The sequence below is a fragment of the Leptospira licerasiae serovar Varillal str. VAR 010 genome, from assembly GCF_000244755.1.
Taxonomy (GTDB): Bacteria; Spirochaetota; Leptospiria; order Leptospirales; family Leptospiraceae; genus Leptospira_B; species Leptospira_B licerasiae.
Genome location: NZ_AHOO02000005.1, coordinates 19336 through 34890, shown reverse-complemented (window position 1 = coordinate 34890; position 15555 = coordinate 19336). Strand labels below are relative to the sequence as shown.

Genomic DNA, 15555 nt, shown 5'->3' with positions numbered 1-15555 from the left:
TTCTCGTCAAACAGTGATAACACTAATTTTCCATTGGAGAAAAGAATGAATCGTAATCCCTTATGGGTCCTTCTAGCAAGTATGCTAGTCTCCAGCGCTATTCTCGCTCAAACTTCGCCAGGTACGACTGCTCCTCCGAAATCTACCACGCCTAAGGCGGAAACTACTAAGCCGTCCGGAACGGAAAGAGAATCATCTTCCGGAGAAAAACCGGATCTATATATCAACTCCCAATCTTCCTTCGAATTTAACTCTAAGGACGAGGGTTCCAGTGTGGATTATATCGAATATAAGATCGGATCAGGAGATTATACTAAATATGTTTCTTCTATTACATTGGTAAGAGAAGGTCTGACTAAGATCACTTACAGAGCGGTGGATAAAGCCGGGAATAAAGAACCGGAAAAACATTTTAACGTTCTTGTGGATAATACCCCTCCTTCTACCAAGATCACTCCAAGTGCTGCATTAATAGTTCATGAAAATACGAACTATGCTACTAAAACTCTAACGTACTCTATTACCGCTCAGGATAACCTGGCGGGTGTTCAAGATATCAAGGTCTCTATCAATGGAGCAGAGCCAAAAGTTTATGACGGTAAACCCATCCAGTTGGAAAAAGCCGGGGTGAACACCATTAAATTTTCTGCAACTGATAAGTCAGGAAATACTTCTACCGATTCCGTTTTGGCAGTAACAGTGGACCAAGAGAAACCGATGGTTGAACTTTTCGGTTCTGCTCTTGTAACCGTAAAAGATAAAATTTTTGTGAAAAGCGGAAATGCTTTTACCATCAAGGCTTCGGATACATTATCCGGAATTAAGCAGATCTTTTATAAATTGGATTCAGGCGAATGGAAATTATACGCTGATCCAGTTTCTGTAGAAGCACAAGGAAATCACACGATCGAAGCTAAATCAGTAGATTCGGTCGGTAACGAAAGTGATGTGAAGAAGATCGCTTTTATAGTAGATACCACTCCTCCTGAGACTAAGATCCAGAAAGTGGATAATAAGCCTAGCTCTCCAGCCCCGGCAACTAAACCTGCAAGTTCTTCTGCTTCACCAAGCACAGAAAATTAGGAACCGCCAAAAGGGATCCGTTGAAAATACGGGTCCCTTCTTCTTTCTTTATAGTCGTAGCGTGAACCCCAGGGAAGCTGGGAGCGGCGCTGTAATAATCTTTTATTCTTATTTTTCTTGAAGTTCGGATCCGGTCTTCTGCCAATCAGGCTTTAACGCGTTCACTTTGATCTTGAACTCTGCTTGGTTTCCGACTTTATCCGAAGTATAAACTGTCACCGAATGAACTCCGGTGTTGAATCCAATCGGACTTTGGTAAGGCTGAACCTGACCATTTCCTATTCTGTATTCCAATTTAGAAAGTCCTGATCCAGTGCCCGGGTCTTCACAACGAATAGCAATGAGTCCGTTTTCTTTTAGATAATAGATCCCATCTTCCCGAAGTTTACCTTCTGTAGGAGCGAATACGCAGACTGGATGTTTCGCATCTATCAGTAAAGGGATCTCTGATTGTATATAATTCCCTGCTTTGTCATTCGCTTCCCAACGAAGAGTCGAAAGTCCGTCTATACCGGAGGAAGAAATTTTGATCGGTTTCTTTGTCTCTTCTCCGGAGAGCGTTAAGTTCACTTCTGCTCCGCTTCCGTCTCTGGCTGCAAGATTGATCGTGATCTCTTCCATTCCGGAACCTTCTTCAGTAACCTGTAATGTAAGTTCTGCTCCGGATTTGATCTCAATTAAACCTGATTGTCCCTTCTTTTCTCCTATCAAACGGACTTGGGGGGCGGTCGTGTCTTTGAGATATTTTGTCTTTTTAGGCGTTTCTTTATTTCCTAATATATCTTCGGAATAGAATTCCACCTCGTTCCAACCTTCTTGGGAAAGAGAAATGGAACCGTCGTACCTTTGCCATTCGCCTCCGTTCACTCTATAATATGTAGAAACGGGTACTTGTTTTTGGGAGTTTGCAGATCCGGGAGAATTGGAGGAAGGTTCGCCCGTCTTAGGATCGCCGCCCAGAGAGATCCGCAATTCTTCTGAAGAAGCGACTACTGTAGAAGGCCTCTCCACTTTTACTTTAGGTGCAGCGGCGAATTTTTCGGCCAAAGATATTATCGGAGAGGAAACTCCTCTTCCTCCATCCACATTGATCCCGACTACACGAACGTAGAACTTTGAATCTTGTGAATTGAATTCATAACGGAAGTTTTTAGTCTTATAAAAATGATGTATTCTTAGAAATTCCCTATCTTCTGAAAGTTCGATCAGATAACTTTCTGCACCTTGGCTAGGTTTCCAACGAAGGCTTACTCTTTGTTGTTCGGAAAATGCCTCTCCCGAAAGAAGAAGCAGAAAAGATAATAAAAATGAAAATTTATATTTTATAATATTCCGATCCAGAATTCTCACTCTAACTCAACCTTTTCGGGAAGTTTTTCCGGTTTGGAAGGCGCCTGTCCTTTTACCACAGTAGTTCCGAATCCGGCAGGAACCGCCACTGTTTTTCCTTCAGCGGAGACTTCTAATTCTCCTTTGTAACATCCGACCATAGTATTTTCAGGATCGGGAGCATTCACGTATAATTCAGTTCCTCTCACTCCCACAACAGCCGTAGGAGTTACTACCATAAATTTGCGAGTATCATCTCCCGGCTTTTTAGGAGGTACCTTAGCCTCCAGATATCCGGACTTGAGTTCAAGAATCCCTCCATCCTTATTCAGTTTAAATTCCGAAATAGATTCTGAAGTTGTTTTTACTATCTTGGTTAAGGTCTTCTCTCTTAGCTCTACGACTGTTCCGTTTTTGGTGAATATGATTTTAGAAGAAGAGCCTTGTCCAGTTTGGACCCAATCGTCCATGTTCAATAATTGGTCTTTGGAAAGTTTGGACCAACTTGCCGGGAGTCCTGTCGGGGTAAAATCTCTTGAGAATTGAACTTGTCCCTTTTGGAAATCTGCAATTGCCACTGGACCTGCATTAGGTTTTATGATTTCTCCTGTCGCGGAAATAGTGTCCTTTCTTAAGAAGCCTGGGATGAGAAGAGTTGTACCCTCTCTAATCAAAGAAGGGTTTGGAATTTCATTATATTTTAATAATTCTTTCCAATTTCTTGGGTCTTGCAGGAATTCCTTTGCGATTTTGGATAAGGTATCGTTCTTCTTTACCTTATATTCGAAAACATCTTCGTGGACTCCTTTTTTCGGTTCAGCAAGAATTCCGATCAAAGAAACGGAGATGAGTAAGATCGTAAAAAATTGAAACAGTCTGGATCGAGATATCGAAAAAGAGAAATTCTGGGAGGCCATGATTTATCCTGGATACTAGTTCTATCCTATCATTAGAAGGGAATCTTGTGGGAATTCCAACAAAATACGGCGCTTAGGTGAAAAAGGAGAAGGAAGAATTGCCTCAATTTTCCAGGAAAGTGATTGCCATATTTTCTGAAATTCCAATGATTTGGGCCTCATTTTGGAGATCGTAATGTCTGCTCATCTCCCGCCACTTGTTCCGATAATTTTCGGTTCTACCGTATTTGCTATTTTAGGATATTTTTTCTCACTCATCCTGGGCTCTAGAAAAAATTGGATCGGCTCTTCTTTGATACTTTTGGTTTTGGCTGCTTGGCTTGTATTGCAAGGGATCTTAAGTGGGGTCGGATTTTATCTTGTTACTGACTCTTTTCCGCCTAGATTTTTATGTGCGGTTGCCCCACCGGTCTTGTTTTTAGTTTTACTTTTCTTTTTTCCATCCAGTAGAGCTTGGATGGATCAGATCCCAGAAGTCAATTTAACATATTTACATTTGGCCAGGATACCGGTGGAGTTAGTTTTATATTGGTTGGCAATGTACGGCTGGATCCCTATCAGTATGACATTTGCAGGTTGGAATTTCGACATTCTAATCGGGTTGACCGCTCCGATTGCTGCATTTTTTATTTTGAATCGACGTTCCTCTTCTAAAAATTGGATTTTGTTTTGGAATATAGTAGGCCTATTATTTTTACTGAATATAGTGGCCTTGGGGATCTTATCCGCGCCGGGGCCTTTCCAAAAATTATCTTTTGAAAGGCCGAACATTGCGGTGCTCCAATTCCCCTACGTATGGTTGCCTTCTTTTATAGTTCCTTCCGTCTTATTCGCTCATTTTGTTTCTATTCGAAGAAGATTCGTTGCAGGTTAATTTTGTATCTTTCTTCAGGAAAATTACATTCTAAAATAGTAATTTCTATTTTTTGTATATTCTTATTTACTTTTTGTTTTCCGGATATGGTCCGCAAGAAGAAATCTGAAAACGATTGGTTTAAAATAGAGAAGATCTTTTATAGAACGGAACCTAGGAAAATAGAGATCTTCGTGAAAGGAATGGTAAAAAATCCATTTTTGATAGGCATAGAAGGATTTGAATTAAATGAAAATTCTTCCGACATTCCGTTATTCCAACAGGAAAAACCACTTTCAGTTGGGTCTGTCCTTTTGAAATTTAAGATAGAAGCCTCCGAAAACAAAGAATGGATCCGAAAGATCGGGACTACTCGTAAATGGATCCGGATCGCATTAAAAAACGATAATGGACAGATTACTCATTTGCAAACAGAGGTATCCGTCCATGAATCAGATAAAAAACAGTTCAGAAAGGACCTTCTATTGGATGCGGAAGGGGAATCTATTCGCCTGGACGGGAGGGAGTGGAGACTGGTCTCGGATGTGGACAGAATGGATCAGGCATTATTACAATACGTCCCTAAGTCCGAGTCTTTATTGTTCTGGAATGAAATGCTTTCCATTCATGTTTATAAAGTGAGAGCTTCTTCTCCATCTGAAATTTATTCCTTATTGGAGTCCGGTAAAAAAAAGGAATGTCCGAACGTTATTTGGGGTTTGGAGTCTGAGAAGTCGGGAAAAATTTCGTATTCCTGGGAGCATTCCGGTTGTGGTAGGCTGACTTCATCAGCACAGGTTTCTAAATTGTATAGAGGAGAATTCGGAATTTATAATATTCGCTATGATAGAAGAAGTAAGATCAGCATAGAGGATAAAAAAAAGTGGTCCGAGTTATTAGACCTTCTGCCTTCGAAACTGGACTGACCTTCCAAAATTAGAACCCTTTTTTAGGAGCTCCAATAGCGCGGAAAATGTGATTTTTTGCCTTGACCAAGGTTTCGACAGGTCTAATTCCTGTAATTACACATGTGTAATTACATATATGTAAGTGCACATTATTTCTCTTAGGAGATTCGGTATGGAATTGACGATTGATAAACCGGTGCTTTCCCCTTATAGTTTTGCAAGGATTCGCTTCCAGGATTGTGATCCTTTCGGGCATTTGAATAACGCAAGGTATATGGATTATTTTTTGGAAGCTCGTTCCGAGCAGTTGAGGGAGACCGCAAATTTCGATTTTTACGAATACGGTTCCAGCTCGGGTAAATCTTGGGTGGTAAGTAAAGTGGAGACTCAATATTTGGAACCGGTCAAGCAGAACGATGTTGTGAAGATCGTAACTCGTTTGATCAAGCTGACTCCCGCAACGATCCACAATGAATACTTACTTTTGGACAAGGAAGGAAGTCGGTTGAAGGCTGTTTTAAGAGCACAGTTTTCTTTTATCGATCTTCAAAAGGGACGTCCTGTTCGGCATGACCAAGAGATGATGTCTTTTTTAGGGAACTTTGTATTTAGTGAGTCCGGTTTGAATGACGGTTCTTTTGAGGACAGGGTAAAACAGTTGCGAAAACAAGTGTCGGAGGGAAAATATTCCCAAGACTGATAGTCCTTTTGATCCAATGTCCAAGAAGTCTCAAAATACTACGGCTCGGAAGTCTGAAAAATTTCCGAGCAAAGCAGATATGCTTAGCGCAGGTTTAAGTTGTGTGAACTTTAATTTGCGCAGGGCTTCTCGGGCAGTCACTCAATTTTATGATAGAGAATTGGAGAAGGCCGGCCTTACTTCCCAAAGATTCAGTTTATTGCATACTCTTGGTGCAACGGACGGTCTTGGGCTTGCTGAGTTAGCGGATCTTCTTGTTTTAGATAGAACTACTTTGATCCGTAACCTGACTCCTTTGGAAGAATTAGGATATGTTGCGGATGTTCCTTCCGAAAATAAAAGAGCGAGAAAAGTAATCTTAACCCAAAAAGGTTTGGAAGCTTTGAGGATAGCATATCCGATCTGGGAAGAAGCTCAGGCTGCAGTGACGGAAGCTATGGGAGAAGACGATCTGAAAAGATTATTAAAAAGATTGAATTCGATCGTTCGTAAAAGGAATTTCAAAGATTTTTCCAGATCTGAAACTTAAGAGATCTACAAATCTATCCTTTATTTTTTCTCTTAAAATAGATCTTTATAAGTTGTACCGATTTCCCAATGACTATGAACAAAAGTTATTATCCTATCCTATTGATACCTATCTTTCTATTCTTCGCGTACTATTTTTTTTCTCCCAGTTGTATTTCCGGAAATTGTAAGAATGGATTTGGGACAAAGATCATGTCCGGATCTTATCGTTATGATGGAAGTTTTCAAAATGGACTAGCCCATGGAAAAGGTAAACTTGTATTAGGAGGAGTCGAGTCTTACGATGGAGACTGGGATCGTGGTAATAAAGAAGGTAATGGGATTTACAAATATTCGGACGGTACCGTTTATGAAGGCCAATGGAAATTGAATAAGAGAAACGGTTTTGGTAAATTGACTGATCCCGACGGGGTATTGATTTTCGAAGGGGAATGGGCGGACGATAAGCAGGTCTTGGCTAAAAATTCAAAATGAAATATATTATTTTTTCCATTGCGGATCTCCGCTTGAAGTTTAGGCTAGTTAGATATTAACTTGCAGGCCACTAAGATGAAAGTTTACGGTACTTCCGTTTCAGGAAATTGTTACAAGATCAAACTGTTATTACATTTATTGAAAATCCCTTATGAATGGATCGAGATCAACGTCAGAAACGGTGAAACTAAGACAAAAGAATTTCTTCTCAAAAATCCGGTGGGCAAAGTTCCTTTGCTGGAATTGGACTCGGGCGAATTTCTTTCCGAATCCAATGCGATCCTGTACTTCTTGGCGAATAAAACCGACTTCTTCCCGAACGATCTTTTGATCCAGTCCAGAATACTACAATGGATGTTCTTTGAACAATATAGTCATGAGCCCTATATTGCAGTGAATAGAAGTCTTATTCGATTGCAGAATAAAAAAGATGATCCTAGAATTTCCGAAAATCTTCCCAAAGGAATGAATGCTCTTCGGATTATGGACGACTATCTTGCTAAAAATCAATTCTTCGGTTCGAAAGAACCGAGCATTGCTGACATTTCTCTTTTTGCATATACACATGTGGCGGAAGAAGGTCAATTTTCTCTTGCCGATTTTCCAAATATTATCTCTTGGATAGAAAGGATCAAAAAGATCCCGAATTTTATTCCGATATACTGAAGGATCTATATCTGAAGAACTACATGTTCGAATTGAGAGAAGTAAGTAAGTATGCTTTTCTAAATTCTCCTTGATTCCTTACTTTTGGTTTCCATATTCTACCGTTAAGATTCGGCCGATCCGATCCCGGCGAAAAAATGGCGAAATATTTCACTTCTAAGATTCTACTAACGTGCGTAAGCGCTGTTATTCTTATCGTTTTAGGGATTTTTCTATATTCTTTCTTTCGGAACGGTTCCGATATTCCTGACTTTACGGATCGTTTTGAATTTAAGGGCCTAACACGGGCTCAGGCGGAAAAGTTTGGGATCATCGGTATTCCAAACGGTATCTCTGATTACTTTATCAAACGTTGCGGATTTAAAGAATCTTGGGTGGTCTTCTCAAAATATAAAGTGGAAAATCCAGAGTTTCGGAAAACAATTCTGGAACGATTCAAAAACCATCCCGGTTTAAATCGTAGATTCGATTCTTATCCAAACGACTGGCCTGAAAATTTTGACCAAGGAAATTGTAAACCGGACTGGTGGGGGCCTTGTTCCAAAGGATTTTGGGCGGAAATTTCCAAGGATCCCGATGTTGTAGCTCATAAAGACGGTTTTTATCTCTGCGAGAGCGGCAAAGAGCTTAGATGGTTCGTTTTTCACTTTAGAAATATCCTATAATTATTTACAAATGAAGAGTATATTCGAAAAAATTAATACTGAAGAAAGACATTTGTCTTATGCGAGTTTGAGCAGAAGGGTGTATGCTCAGTTTCTGGATTTTTTGATCCTGTGTCCCGTTTTGATCCCTCAGATCATGGTTTTTTATTATCATAATAAGTTTGTGTACGAATTGTTCCCATTCTATACGGCCTTACATTCTTTACTTTATATCGGGTATAGATTCGTAATGCATGCCTTGTATGGTAGAACTCTTGGCAAGGCGTTTGCCGGGATAATCGTTACCGATTCCGGCAAGGGACGTTTAGGATGGGTTCGATCTTTTATTCGGACCTTACCTGAACTTGTTTTATCGTTAGTGACGATCATGAGCGCAGTATACGATTCTAGGATATTTATGGCTCATCAGGCGGAGATGGAGGGTCTACCTTTGGCGGGTATTCATAGGATCTTGAACAAATGGAACCCTTTGGATAATTTCACTTTTTGGGATTCTATCATATATTATGGGATTTCAGTCCTTTGTATCTTCTTTTCTCATAAAAGGACCGCATTACACGACCTTTTTGCCGGGACCAGGGTGCTTCGTTATAGAGTGGAATAGGGGCCATGGTCTTTTAAGGAAATAAATTTCATATCTACATTCTCTTGACTCACATTCCGTAAATGTTATACTACAAAAATGCGGATCTTCGATTCTCATTTTCATATCATAGATCCAAGATTTCCTTTGGTGCCTAATCACGGCTTCTTGCCGGAGCCTTTTACGGTCTCCGATTATAATAAGCAGGCGGATTGGCTTAGGATCAAAGGTGGCGCGGTTGTTTCCGGTTCTTTTCAGGCTTTCGATCAAACCTATCTGTTGGATACGCTTTCCGCGTTAGGAAAAAATTATGTGGGTGTTACTCAGCTTCCCGCAAATACTAAAGATTCCGAAATTTTATCTCTTCATAAATCTGGAGTGAGAGCTGTCCGCTTTAATGTGAGAAGGGGAGGCTCTGAGGAGATTTCCAAGATTAAGGAAATGGGGGCAAGAGTTTACGATATAGCGGGTTGGCATGTGGAATTATATATAGATGCCAAAGAGATAGATGAATTTTTGGAAGAAGTGTTATTGTCTCTACCCAAAGTTTCCATAGATCATTTGGGGCTATCTAAGGAAGGATTTTCAACTATCTTAAGATTGGTAGAAAAAGGTGTGAGAATAAAGGCCACAGGATTTGGCAGGACTAATATGGATATAAGGTCTGCGTTAGTAGAAATTGCGGAAATCAGCCCGGATGCCTTGATGTTCGGGACAGACCTTCCTTCTACTCGTTCTCCCGCTCCTTTTACCGAAGAGGACTTACATTTAGTTACGGATACATTCGAAGGTGAATTATTACAAAAAGTACTATATTCGAATGCTCTTGAATTCTACGGAGTAAACGTAAAAGTATAACTCATTCCTTTTTAAAGATCCGATCCGCTATTTTTTTTACGATCCAGGACGGAAATATTTTCGTAGAATAATAATGTGTCTTATTCATAAATCCCGGAATTGACCTTTCGGTTTTATTTTGGATCGCATTGAATGCAACCTTTGCTACATCTTTCGGATCCATCGCGATCGAGTAGGCAAGATTCCCTAAGCTTCCTTTTTTGTTTTCTTTATGGATTCCCGCGACTGATAGAAAATTTGTCTTAGTGGTCCCCGGATATAAGATCCCAAGTTTGATTCCATAAGGAGCAAGTTCCGCTCTTAGCGCTTCTGAAAAACTGACTACATAAGCCTTGCTTGCAGCATAGGCTGCCATATGAGACAAAGGTTGTAAAGAAGCAGTGGATGCAACATTCAATATAAAACCGTTCTTACGTTCTATCATTCTTTTTGAAAATTCGTTGGAAAGTATAGTAACTGCATTCATATTCAGTCGAAGCATCGAGTCCACTTTTTCCGGAGACAGTTCCCAGGATTTTCCCCAAAGTCCGAATCCTGCATTATTGACTAAGACATCGACTTCTAAGTTTAGTTTAGAGATCCATTTTAAGATTTTAGGGATACTTTCGTTTTGAGTTAGATCCGTTTCTAAGGTTTCTAATTTTCCCGAAGGGTCTATTTCTTTGCATTCTTTATCCAGAAGTTTTAATTCTTCTTTGGAAATGCTGACTACTAATACGTTATAACCATCTTTGTATAGTAAGATGGAAAGTTCTTTACCTATTCCGGATGATCCTCCCGTAACTAATACTGTTTTTAAAGAGTTGTTCGTTTTCATTTAGTTTCCTTTTCGATTTCGCAATTCATCCCTGATGAGCTGAAATATGTCAAAGCCTTTCAAAACTTGAAAAATCTAGCTTGCTCCTTTAAAAAAGGAACTTAAAGTTCCCGGAATGTCTCCTTTATTCCAACCTTTAAAAACATATTTGGATACGAAACTTTCTTTGATCGATAAGATCCCTAATGAAAGAAGGGCGGTGCTATCTTCTTTGGCGGATTTCATTCTTCAATCCTTCGAGACCAAACAAAAAGCGAATTTAGTTTTTATATGTACCCATAATTCGAGAAGGAGCCAGATAGCTCAGGCATTCGCCGCCTGTATCCCTCACTATTTTGATTTCCCGGGAGTTAGATCTTTTTCAGGCGGAACAACTGTTACAGAGTTTCATCCGAATGCGGTGAATGCATTGGAAAATTGCGGGTTTCGTTTAGAGAACCAAGGACCTCCTCGTAATCCTAAATATTCCATTTGGTGGGCGGATGGAACTCCTGCTTTGATCGCATATTCTAAAAAATTCCAAGATGCACCGAATCCTGTCTCCGAGTTCATTGCAGTTTTAGTTTGTTCGCAAGCAGATGAATCGTGTCCTTATGTTCCTGGCGCGGAAGCAAGGATCTCTCTTCCTTTTGAAGATCCAAAATCGGCGGACGATTCTGAAAATCCTTTGGAAAAATATTTGCTGACCTGCGATCTAATTGCTTCCGAACTTCTTTATACTTTCCGGGAAGTGAAGCAGAAACTTTGAGATTCTTTCGGTTCCGGTTGGAATTCCCACATTTATCGTTTGCCATCTAGTTTCTCTCTGTAGAACTAATATTTATGACGGTTCGTAATAAGGAAGACCTTGAAGCGCTACAAAAGATTGGCAAGATCACTGCCGAAACCTTGGTCAAGATGAGAGAGGCTGCGGAACCAGGGATTAGCACCAAAGAATTGGATCGTATTGCTCATTCATATTTTTCTAAGTTTGGGGCGAGAAGCGCTCCTCAACTGATGTATAAATTTCCCGGATACACTTGTATAAGTTTGAATACTGAGATCGCTCATGGAATTCCAAGTAATCGTATCCTGAAAGAAGGTGACCTTCTGAACCTTGACGTTTCGTTGGAGTTGAACGGTTATTTTGCTGATACCGGTTTTACATTGATCGTCGGTAAAGATGACAAAGGTTTAACTAAACTTTTGGATGTGTCTTCAGAAGCGTTGAAACTTGCTCTTTCCGGAGTGAAGACCGGAGAAAAACTGAATTCGATCGGAAGAACAATCGAGAATACTGCGAAGAAGAATGGATACAAAGTGATCCGTACCTTATGCGGGCATGGAGTAGGTAAATCCCTTCACGAAGAACCATTCGATATTTGTAATTATTATGAACCAAGAGATAAGCGAATTTTAAAATCGGGACAGGTAATCGCGGTGGAAACTTTTGTTTCGACGGGAGCAGAGGACTTTGTGGAACAATCGGACGGATGGACTTTAAAAACTCCTGACGGTTCTTTTACAGCTCAGTTTGAACATTCAGTAGTAGTCACCGAACTTGGGCCGATCATTTTAACTGCGGCATAAAAACAAAGATGATCACTATAATTTTAAACGTACTTCCGATACTGATTTTCATTCTGGTATTTGTTGTTTCTATATGGGATAGAAAACAAAAGGAAACTTTTTCCAAAAAATATTTCGGCTCCTTCTTTCCGGCTATTTTATCCGGAGAATTGAAGTCGGATATAAACTCAGCCTCTTCTCAATTCGGAAAGGCAGGATATATTGTCAAAGCGGAAGGAGACAAATTTTTTTTCCAAAACGCTTCCCAGTTGGCTAAACATAGGAACTGGTTATGGTCCTTTGGTTACGCTAAAAAAGCCGAGAACGGGTCCATTCAATATAAGTTATTCGTTAATTTAGGCTCGGTGCTTACAGTTCCGGCGGCTTTATTCGTAGTAGTATTCTACGGAATGTTAGTCCAAAATAATATTCCGGAAGAGCAAGTTTCTATCGCTCCTTATTTTTTCCTTGGCTTTGCGTTTTTCTTTGCGATCGCTAGTTTTATTTCTCAAACGATCAAAGAGAGAAGTTTCCTTAAAAAGAGTCTTTCGTAAAATTAGAAAATGTTAATACGGATCGTGCTCATTCTCCTTTCCCTTTCCTCGATGTACGGCTTGGGATTGAGAATAGAAAAAAAGGAATTGGGCTCTTGGTCTAAGTTTATTCCGATCCTTGTGTTCGCATTCTTTTGGAATTTCGGGATACTTCCCGTTTTCGTGTTTTTTTCGGGAAAACTGTTAGGAGTATCCGAACTTGCGTTCGCTGCCATATTTCTTTGTGCCGCTTCTCCCGGAGGAGCTTCCGGGGGGTTGTTTGTATTAAGGGCAAAGGGGAATCCTGCGTTAGGCGGAATGTTGATTGCATTATTGAACGGTGCGAATACTGTTCTGACTCCTTTGATCTTTTCTATCTACCAAGGCGGCTCCGGATTTAACTTTGATCTTTTCTTAAAACTTTTTTTGATCGGGACCTTCTTGCAAGGTTTACCATTGCTTTTGGGACTTTTTAGCAAATACTTCTTTCCTAAATTTTCCGATCCGATTGCCCCCTGGGTGGAAAAATTTAGCACTTTCTGTTTGATATTATCGATCTTACTTTTGATTTTCCAATATGGAGAATTTGCGCTGAGTCTAGGTTGGGTTGCTTGGATCGGTGCTGCCGTTTCTGTAGGATTTTCTCTTCTTCCCGGGATCTTTTTGTTTCATTCTTCAAAGGAAGTCAGGTCTTCTTTGTCTATGGTTTCGGGGATCAGGAGTTTATCCTTGGCTCTTCTTCTTGCGGAACTTCATATAAAACAAAGTGAGACATTGCTTACAGTACTTATGTACGGAACCGTAATGTATTTATTGAGTGCGATCGCTGCTGAATTTTGGAATGGAAAGAAGAGCCAGATATGAATTTTTATCTGAATGAGTATTCTCGATCCAATTTTATAATAGATGTTTTGGTAATTATTACTTTTGCTTTATTTCTTTTTATATTTTTAGGAAATAAAAGAAAGTTTATAATCTCCAAAGAATGGGATCTTTCCTTTTATAAAAGGATTCTAATTCTTACACTGATCTATCTGGTCCTTTCATCTACCATTCCATTCTTTTTGGATGTGAGTTCTTTTATCCGAGTTAGGATTGCTTGGACTATTCTGACGATCGCTCTGCCGATTTTTGGTATAGTTCATTTCGTATTTTCCAAGAGAATCGTTTTTCTATTCATTTCTATCTTTTTGGTTAGTATCAAATATTATTCGGAAGTTTGGGAACCGAATTTTCTGGATGTGGAACGTATACAGATCCGATCGGATAAAATAATTTCTCCCATTAAGATTGTTCATATCTCCGATCTACAAACGGATGATATTCGGAATCTACATTTAGAAGTTAGGGACGAAGCAAATCGTTTCCAGCCGGACCTGATCTTATTTACGGGGGATGTGATGAATCATACTTCCTTATATCCGATCGTAACTTCTTATCTGAAAGAATTTAAGAGCAATCATGGATTCTTTTTCGTTACCGGAGATGTGGATCATATTCTGCGTTATACCGATTTTTATTCTAAGAGCGGATCGGTCCTTTGGGACCGAAAATCCAAAGTCCTTCAGGTTGGGAAAAATAAGATCGGCTTGATCGGATTAGGTTTACCTGATTATAAAAACAAAACTTTGATCTGGAGTTTGAGAAGAGAAATCCCTCAGGATATTTATTCTATCTTGATCAGCCATTATCCTGATTCAGTTTTGCATCAACCGAATCAAAAAGTGGATCTTGTCCTGGCTGGACATACTCATGGAGGCCAAGTCCAGGTTCCGTTTTTTGGTCCCATCTTAACCCTATCTAGAGTTCCAAGACATATCGCTGCTGGGGGATTGAACGGCTACGAAAATACTGATATTATTGTCAGTCGAGGTTTAGGAGCAGAAGGTCATGTAGCGCCTAGAATTCGATTCGGAGCAAGACCTCATCTGATCTTGTTGGAACTCCTGCCCGCGAATTCCGAAAAAGAAACGGCGAAAAACGGGATCTAAAATTTACGGGGGGAGGGTCGGATCGAGTATGAGGCTTACGTTAGTCTTTCTATTCTGTTTACTTGGGGTTTTTGTGACCTGCCAATCGGTAACCGTAGAATATCCTAAATATCCAGCTACAAAAGAAGGAAGAGATCTAAAACAATTCTTAAACGGAGTGAAGACGGTCGCGTTTGCATTAGAACCTTTGACTTCCGAGATCTGGGCCCACGAAAGCAATCGTTCTTTCGTATTGATGGTGCCCGGAAAAATTTATGAAAGTTTTTCAAAAGATTCTTATTTTAAAATTTTGGATCTGAAAGATAGAGCGGATGTTCTGGAATCAAAAGATCTTTCGATAGAGGGAATACAAAAAAACAGAAAAAAGATCGGAGAAATATTGGATGTGGACGCAGTCTTATATGTTTCCGTCAAACAACCGGAGTCCCAATGTTATGTGGAAAGAAAAATGGATTATCTTGCTCTTGGGATGGCCGTTCTTAGAGCAGCTGCCGCCGGTAAGGATAGGGACAGACAATTAAGTAGGGCTGCAGCTTCTCTAGTAGAAGATCCGATCATGAAGCCCACAGGCGTCCGAAAAGTTTATATACCGATAGAAGCAAATTTGATCCGAATAGATTCCGGAGAAATGATGAAGACTACCCTCAGTAAACCTTCTATCATATATAATGGAGTAGGGGACGTTAGTTGTCCTAGTATGCTCCCTTCTCTTGCTACGGCGTTGGATGAATCTATTTCGGAAATACAAAGAAGGCTTTCACCTAAAATAGAATCCGAAGATATTTCTATTTTTACGGAAGACGAAAATCCTGAAGTGGAAGCTCTTCTTTTAGAAGGTTATGAAGAGATTACTGGTGAAAATCCGAATTTCCAAAGAGCAAAGATCGCTTGGGAAAAAGCGGATCTAAAAGCGAAAGGAAAATCCTGGGCGGCGAAAGCGAATTTAGCTACTTATTATTTTTCTGAAGGTGACTATCAAAAGGCGGTTCAATTTTACGATGAGGCAATCCGTTTGGGCGGCCCCGAAAACGATTATCTGAAAGAACTAAAGGAATTGATGGCGCCTCCTTCGATAGAAGAAGAGGCACCCCAAGAAAAGTAA

General features: G+C 40.0%; 19 protein-coding genes. 16 read left to right on the top strand and 3 right to left on the bottom strand.

Annotated features, from left to right (window positions below; translation table 11 throughout):
* Positions 1–45 precede the first annotated feature (45 nt).
* Complete coding sequence (gene ompL47, locus LEP1GSC185_RS00615; protein WP_010514800.1) at positions 46–1083, top strand: multi-beta-barrel domain surface protein OmpL47; 1038 nt, start codon at positions 46–48, stop codon at positions 1081–1083.
* A gap of 108 nt (positions 1084–1191) precedes the next feature.
* Here ompL47 and LEP1GSC185_RS00610 read toward each other — a convergent pair whose 3' ends face one another.
* Together LEP1GSC185_RS00610 and LEP1GSC185_RS00605 are read right to left on the bottom strand one after the other, a co-directional pair.
* Positions 1192–2433 (bottom strand): hypothetical protein, encoded by a 1242-nt coding sequence (locus LEP1GSC185_RS00610; RefSeq protein WP_008589884.1) that lies wholly within the window; start codon positions 2431–2433, stop codon positions 1192–1194.
* A complete protein-coding gene (locus LEP1GSC185_RS00605) occupies positions 2430–3329 on the bottom strand; it encodes a FecR family protein (protein ID WP_008591451.1) in 900 nt (299 codons plus the stop codon). Before LEP1GSC185_RS00605 ends, LEP1GSC185_RS00610 begins: the two co-directional genes overlap by 4 nt.
* A gap of 175 nt (positions 3330–3504) precedes the next feature.
* Between LEP1GSC185_RS00605 and LEP1GSC185_RS00600 the strand changes: the two genes are divergently transcribed.
* The 9 genes from LEP1GSC185_RS00600 (at position 3505) to LEP1GSC185_RS00560 (ending at position 9564) form a co-directional block, all read left to right on the top strand.
* A complete protein-coding gene (locus tag LEP1GSC185_RS00600) occupies positions 3505–4203 on the top strand; it encodes a hypothetical protein (RefSeq protein ID WP_008591741.1) in 699 nt (232 codons plus the stop codon).
* A gap of 2 nt (positions 4204–4205) precedes the next feature.
* Positions 4206–5108 (top strand): hypothetical protein, encoded by a 903-nt coding sequence (locus LEP1GSC185_RS00595; RefSeq protein ID WP_008591361.1) that lies wholly within the window; start codon positions 4206–4208, stop codon positions 5106–5108.
* A gap of 154 nt (positions 5109–5262) precedes the next feature.
* Positions 5263–5790 carry an acyl-CoA thioesterase gene (locus LEP1GSC185_RS00590; RefSeq protein WP_008591466.1) on the top strand — a complete coding sequence of 176 codons (528 nt, stop codon included), beginning with the start codon at positions 5263–5265 and terminating at the stop codon, positions 5788–5790.
* Positions 5791–5869: 79 nt separating this feature from the next.
* Positions 5870–6319, top strand: coding sequence for a MarR family winged helix-turn-helix transcriptional regulator (locus LEP1GSC185_RS00585; RefSeq protein WP_232298418.1), 450 nt, complete (start codon positions 5870–5872; stop codon positions 6317–6319).
* Between the two features lie 68 nt (positions 6320–6387).
* On the top strand, positions 6388–6792 hold the full coding sequence (locus tag LEP1GSC185_RS00580) for an MORN repeat-containing protein (RefSeq protein WP_008589956.1): 405 nt from the start codon (positions 6388–6390) through the stop codon (positions 6790–6792).
* 75 nt (positions 6793–6867) lie between these two features.
* Complete coding sequence (locus LEP1GSC185_RS00575; protein WP_008591085.1) at positions 6868–7458, top strand: glutathione S-transferase family protein; 591 nt, start codon at positions 6868–6870, stop codon at positions 7456–7458.
* A 137-nt stretch (positions 7459–7595) separates the two neighbouring features.
* Positions 7596–8123: a hypothetical protein gene (locus tag LEP1GSC185_RS00570; protein WP_008591418.1), complete on the top strand. Its 528-nt coding sequence runs from the start codon at positions 7596–7598 to the stop codon at positions 8121–8123.
* Positions 8124–8133: 10 nt separating this feature from the next.
* Positions 8134–8727, top strand: a complete 594-nt coding sequence (locus LEP1GSC185_RS00565; protein ID WP_008589719.1) for an RDD family protein — start codon at positions 8134–8136, stop codon at positions 8725–8727.
* Positions 8728–8805: 78 nt separating this feature from the next.
* Entirely contained in the window at positions 8806–9564 is a 759-nt protein-coding gene (locus tag LEP1GSC185_RS00560) for an amidohydrolase family protein (RefSeq protein ID WP_008591630.1), read from the top strand.
* Position 9565: 1 nt separating this feature from the next.
* On the opposite strand, the gene LEP1GSC185_RS00555 is transcribed toward LEP1GSC185_RS00560, so the two are convergent.
* Positions 9566–10381, bottom strand: coding sequence for an SDR family NAD(P)-dependent oxidoreductase (locus LEP1GSC185_RS00555; RefSeq protein WP_008590015.1), 816 nt, complete (start codon positions 10379–10381; stop codon positions 9566–9568).
* 115 nt (positions 10382–10496) lie between these two features.
* Between LEP1GSC185_RS00555 and LEP1GSC185_RS00550 the strand changes: the two genes are divergently transcribed.
* From LEP1GSC185_RS00550 to LEP1GSC185_RS00525, 6 genes are all read left to right on the top strand, one after another.
* Positions 10497–11129, top strand: coding sequence for a low molecular weight phosphatase family protein (locus LEP1GSC185_RS00550; RefSeq protein WP_008591256.1), 633 nt, complete (start codon positions 10497–10499; stop codon positions 11127–11129).
* Between the two features lie 74 nt (positions 11130–11203).
* Positions 11204–11950, top strand: coding sequence for a type I methionyl aminopeptidase (gene map / locus LEP1GSC185_RS00545; protein ID WP_008589911.1), 747 nt, complete (start codon positions 11204–11206; stop codon positions 11948–11950).
* An 8-nt stretch (positions 11951–11958) separates the two neighbouring features.
* Positions 11959–12483 carry a hypothetical protein gene (locus tag LEP1GSC185_RS00540; RefSeq protein ID WP_008591787.1) on the top strand — a complete coding sequence of 175 codons (525 nt, stop codon included), beginning with the start codon at positions 11959–11961 and terminating at the stop codon, positions 12481–12483.
* Positions 12484–12492: 9 nt separating this feature from the next.
* A complete protein-coding gene (locus LEP1GSC185_RS00535; protein WP_008590201.1) occupies positions 12493–13326 on the top strand; it encodes a bile acid:sodium symporter in 834 nt (277 codons plus the stop codon).
* Entirely contained in the window at positions 13323–14453 is a 1131-nt protein-coding gene (locus LEP1GSC185_RS00530) for a metallophosphoesterase (protein WP_008589649.1), read from the top strand. Before LEP1GSC185_RS00535 ends, LEP1GSC185_RS00530 begins: the two co-directional genes overlap by 4 nt.
* A 28-nt stretch (positions 14454–14481) precedes the next feature.
* Positions 14482–15555 (top strand): lipoprotein LipL41, encoded by a 1074-nt coding sequence (locus tag LEP1GSC185_RS00525; protein ID WP_008590705.1) that lies wholly within the window; start codon positions 14482–14484, stop codon positions 15553–15555.

Coding starts and splice junctions, on each gene's coding strand:
- ompL47 (WP_010514800.1), top strand. CDS start 46: ATGAATCGTAATCCCTTATGGGTCCTTCTAGCAAGTATGCTAGTCTCC.
- LEP1GSC185_RS00605 (WP_008591451.1), bottom strand. CDS start 3,329: ATGGCCTCCCAGAATTTCTCTTTTTCGATATCTCGATCCAGACTGTTT.
- LEP1GSC185_RS00600 (WP_008591741.1), top strand. CDS start 3,505: ATGTCTGCTCATCTCCCGCCACTTGTTCCGATAATTTTCGGTTCTACC.
- LEP1GSC185_RS00590 (WP_008591466.1), top strand. CDS start 5,263: ATGGAATTGACGATTGATAAACCGGTGCTTTCCCCTTATAGTTTTGCA.
- LEP1GSC185_RS00585 (WP_232298418.1), top strand. CDS start 5,870: ATGCTTAGCGCAGGTTTAAGTTGTGTGAACTTTAATTTGCGCAGGGCT.
- LEP1GSC185_RS00580 (WP_008589956.1), top strand. CDS start 6,388: ATGACTATGAACAAAAGTTATTATCCTATCCTATTGATACCTATCTTT.
- LEP1GSC185_RS00575 (WP_008591085.1), top strand. CDS start 6,868: ATGAAAGTTTACGGTACTTCCGTTTCAGGAAATTGTTACAAGATCAAA.
- LEP1GSC185_RS00570 (WP_008591418.1), top strand. CDS start 7,596: ATGGCGAAATATTTCACTTCTAAGATTCTACTAACGTGCGTAAGCGCT.
- LEP1GSC185_RS00565 (WP_008589719.1), top strand. CDS start 8,134: ATGAAGAGTATATTCGAAAAAATTAATACTGAAGAAAGACATTTGTCT.
- LEP1GSC185_RS00560 (WP_008591630.1), top strand. CDS start 8,806: ATGCGGATCTTCGATTCTCATTTTCATATCATAGATCCAAGATTTCCT.
- LEP1GSC185_RS00555 (WP_008590015.1), bottom strand. CDS start 10,381: ATGAAAACGAACAACTCTTTAAAAACAGTATTAGTTACGGGAGGATCA.
- LEP1GSC185_RS00550 (WP_008591256.1), top strand. CDS start 10,497: ATGTCTCCTTTATTCCAACCTTTAAAAACATATTTGGATACGAAACTT.
- map (WP_008589911.1), top strand. CDS start 11,204: ATGACGGTTCGTAATAAGGAAGACCTTGAAGCGCTACAAAAGATTGGC.
- LEP1GSC185_RS00540 (WP_008591787.1), top strand. CDS start 11,959: ATGATCACTATAATTTTAAACGTACTTCCGATACTGATTTTCATTCTG.
- LEP1GSC185_RS00535 (WP_008590201.1), top strand. CDS start 12,493: ATGTTAATACGGATCGTGCTCATTCTCCTTTCCCTTTCCTCGATGTAC.
- LEP1GSC185_RS00530 (WP_008589649.1), top strand. CDS start 13,323: ATGAATTTTTATCTGAATGAGTATTCTCGATCCAATTTTATAATAGAT.
- LEP1GSC185_RS00525 (WP_008590705.1), top strand. CDS start 14,482: ATGAGGCTTACGTTAGTCTTTCTATTCTGTTTACTTGGGGTTTTTGTG.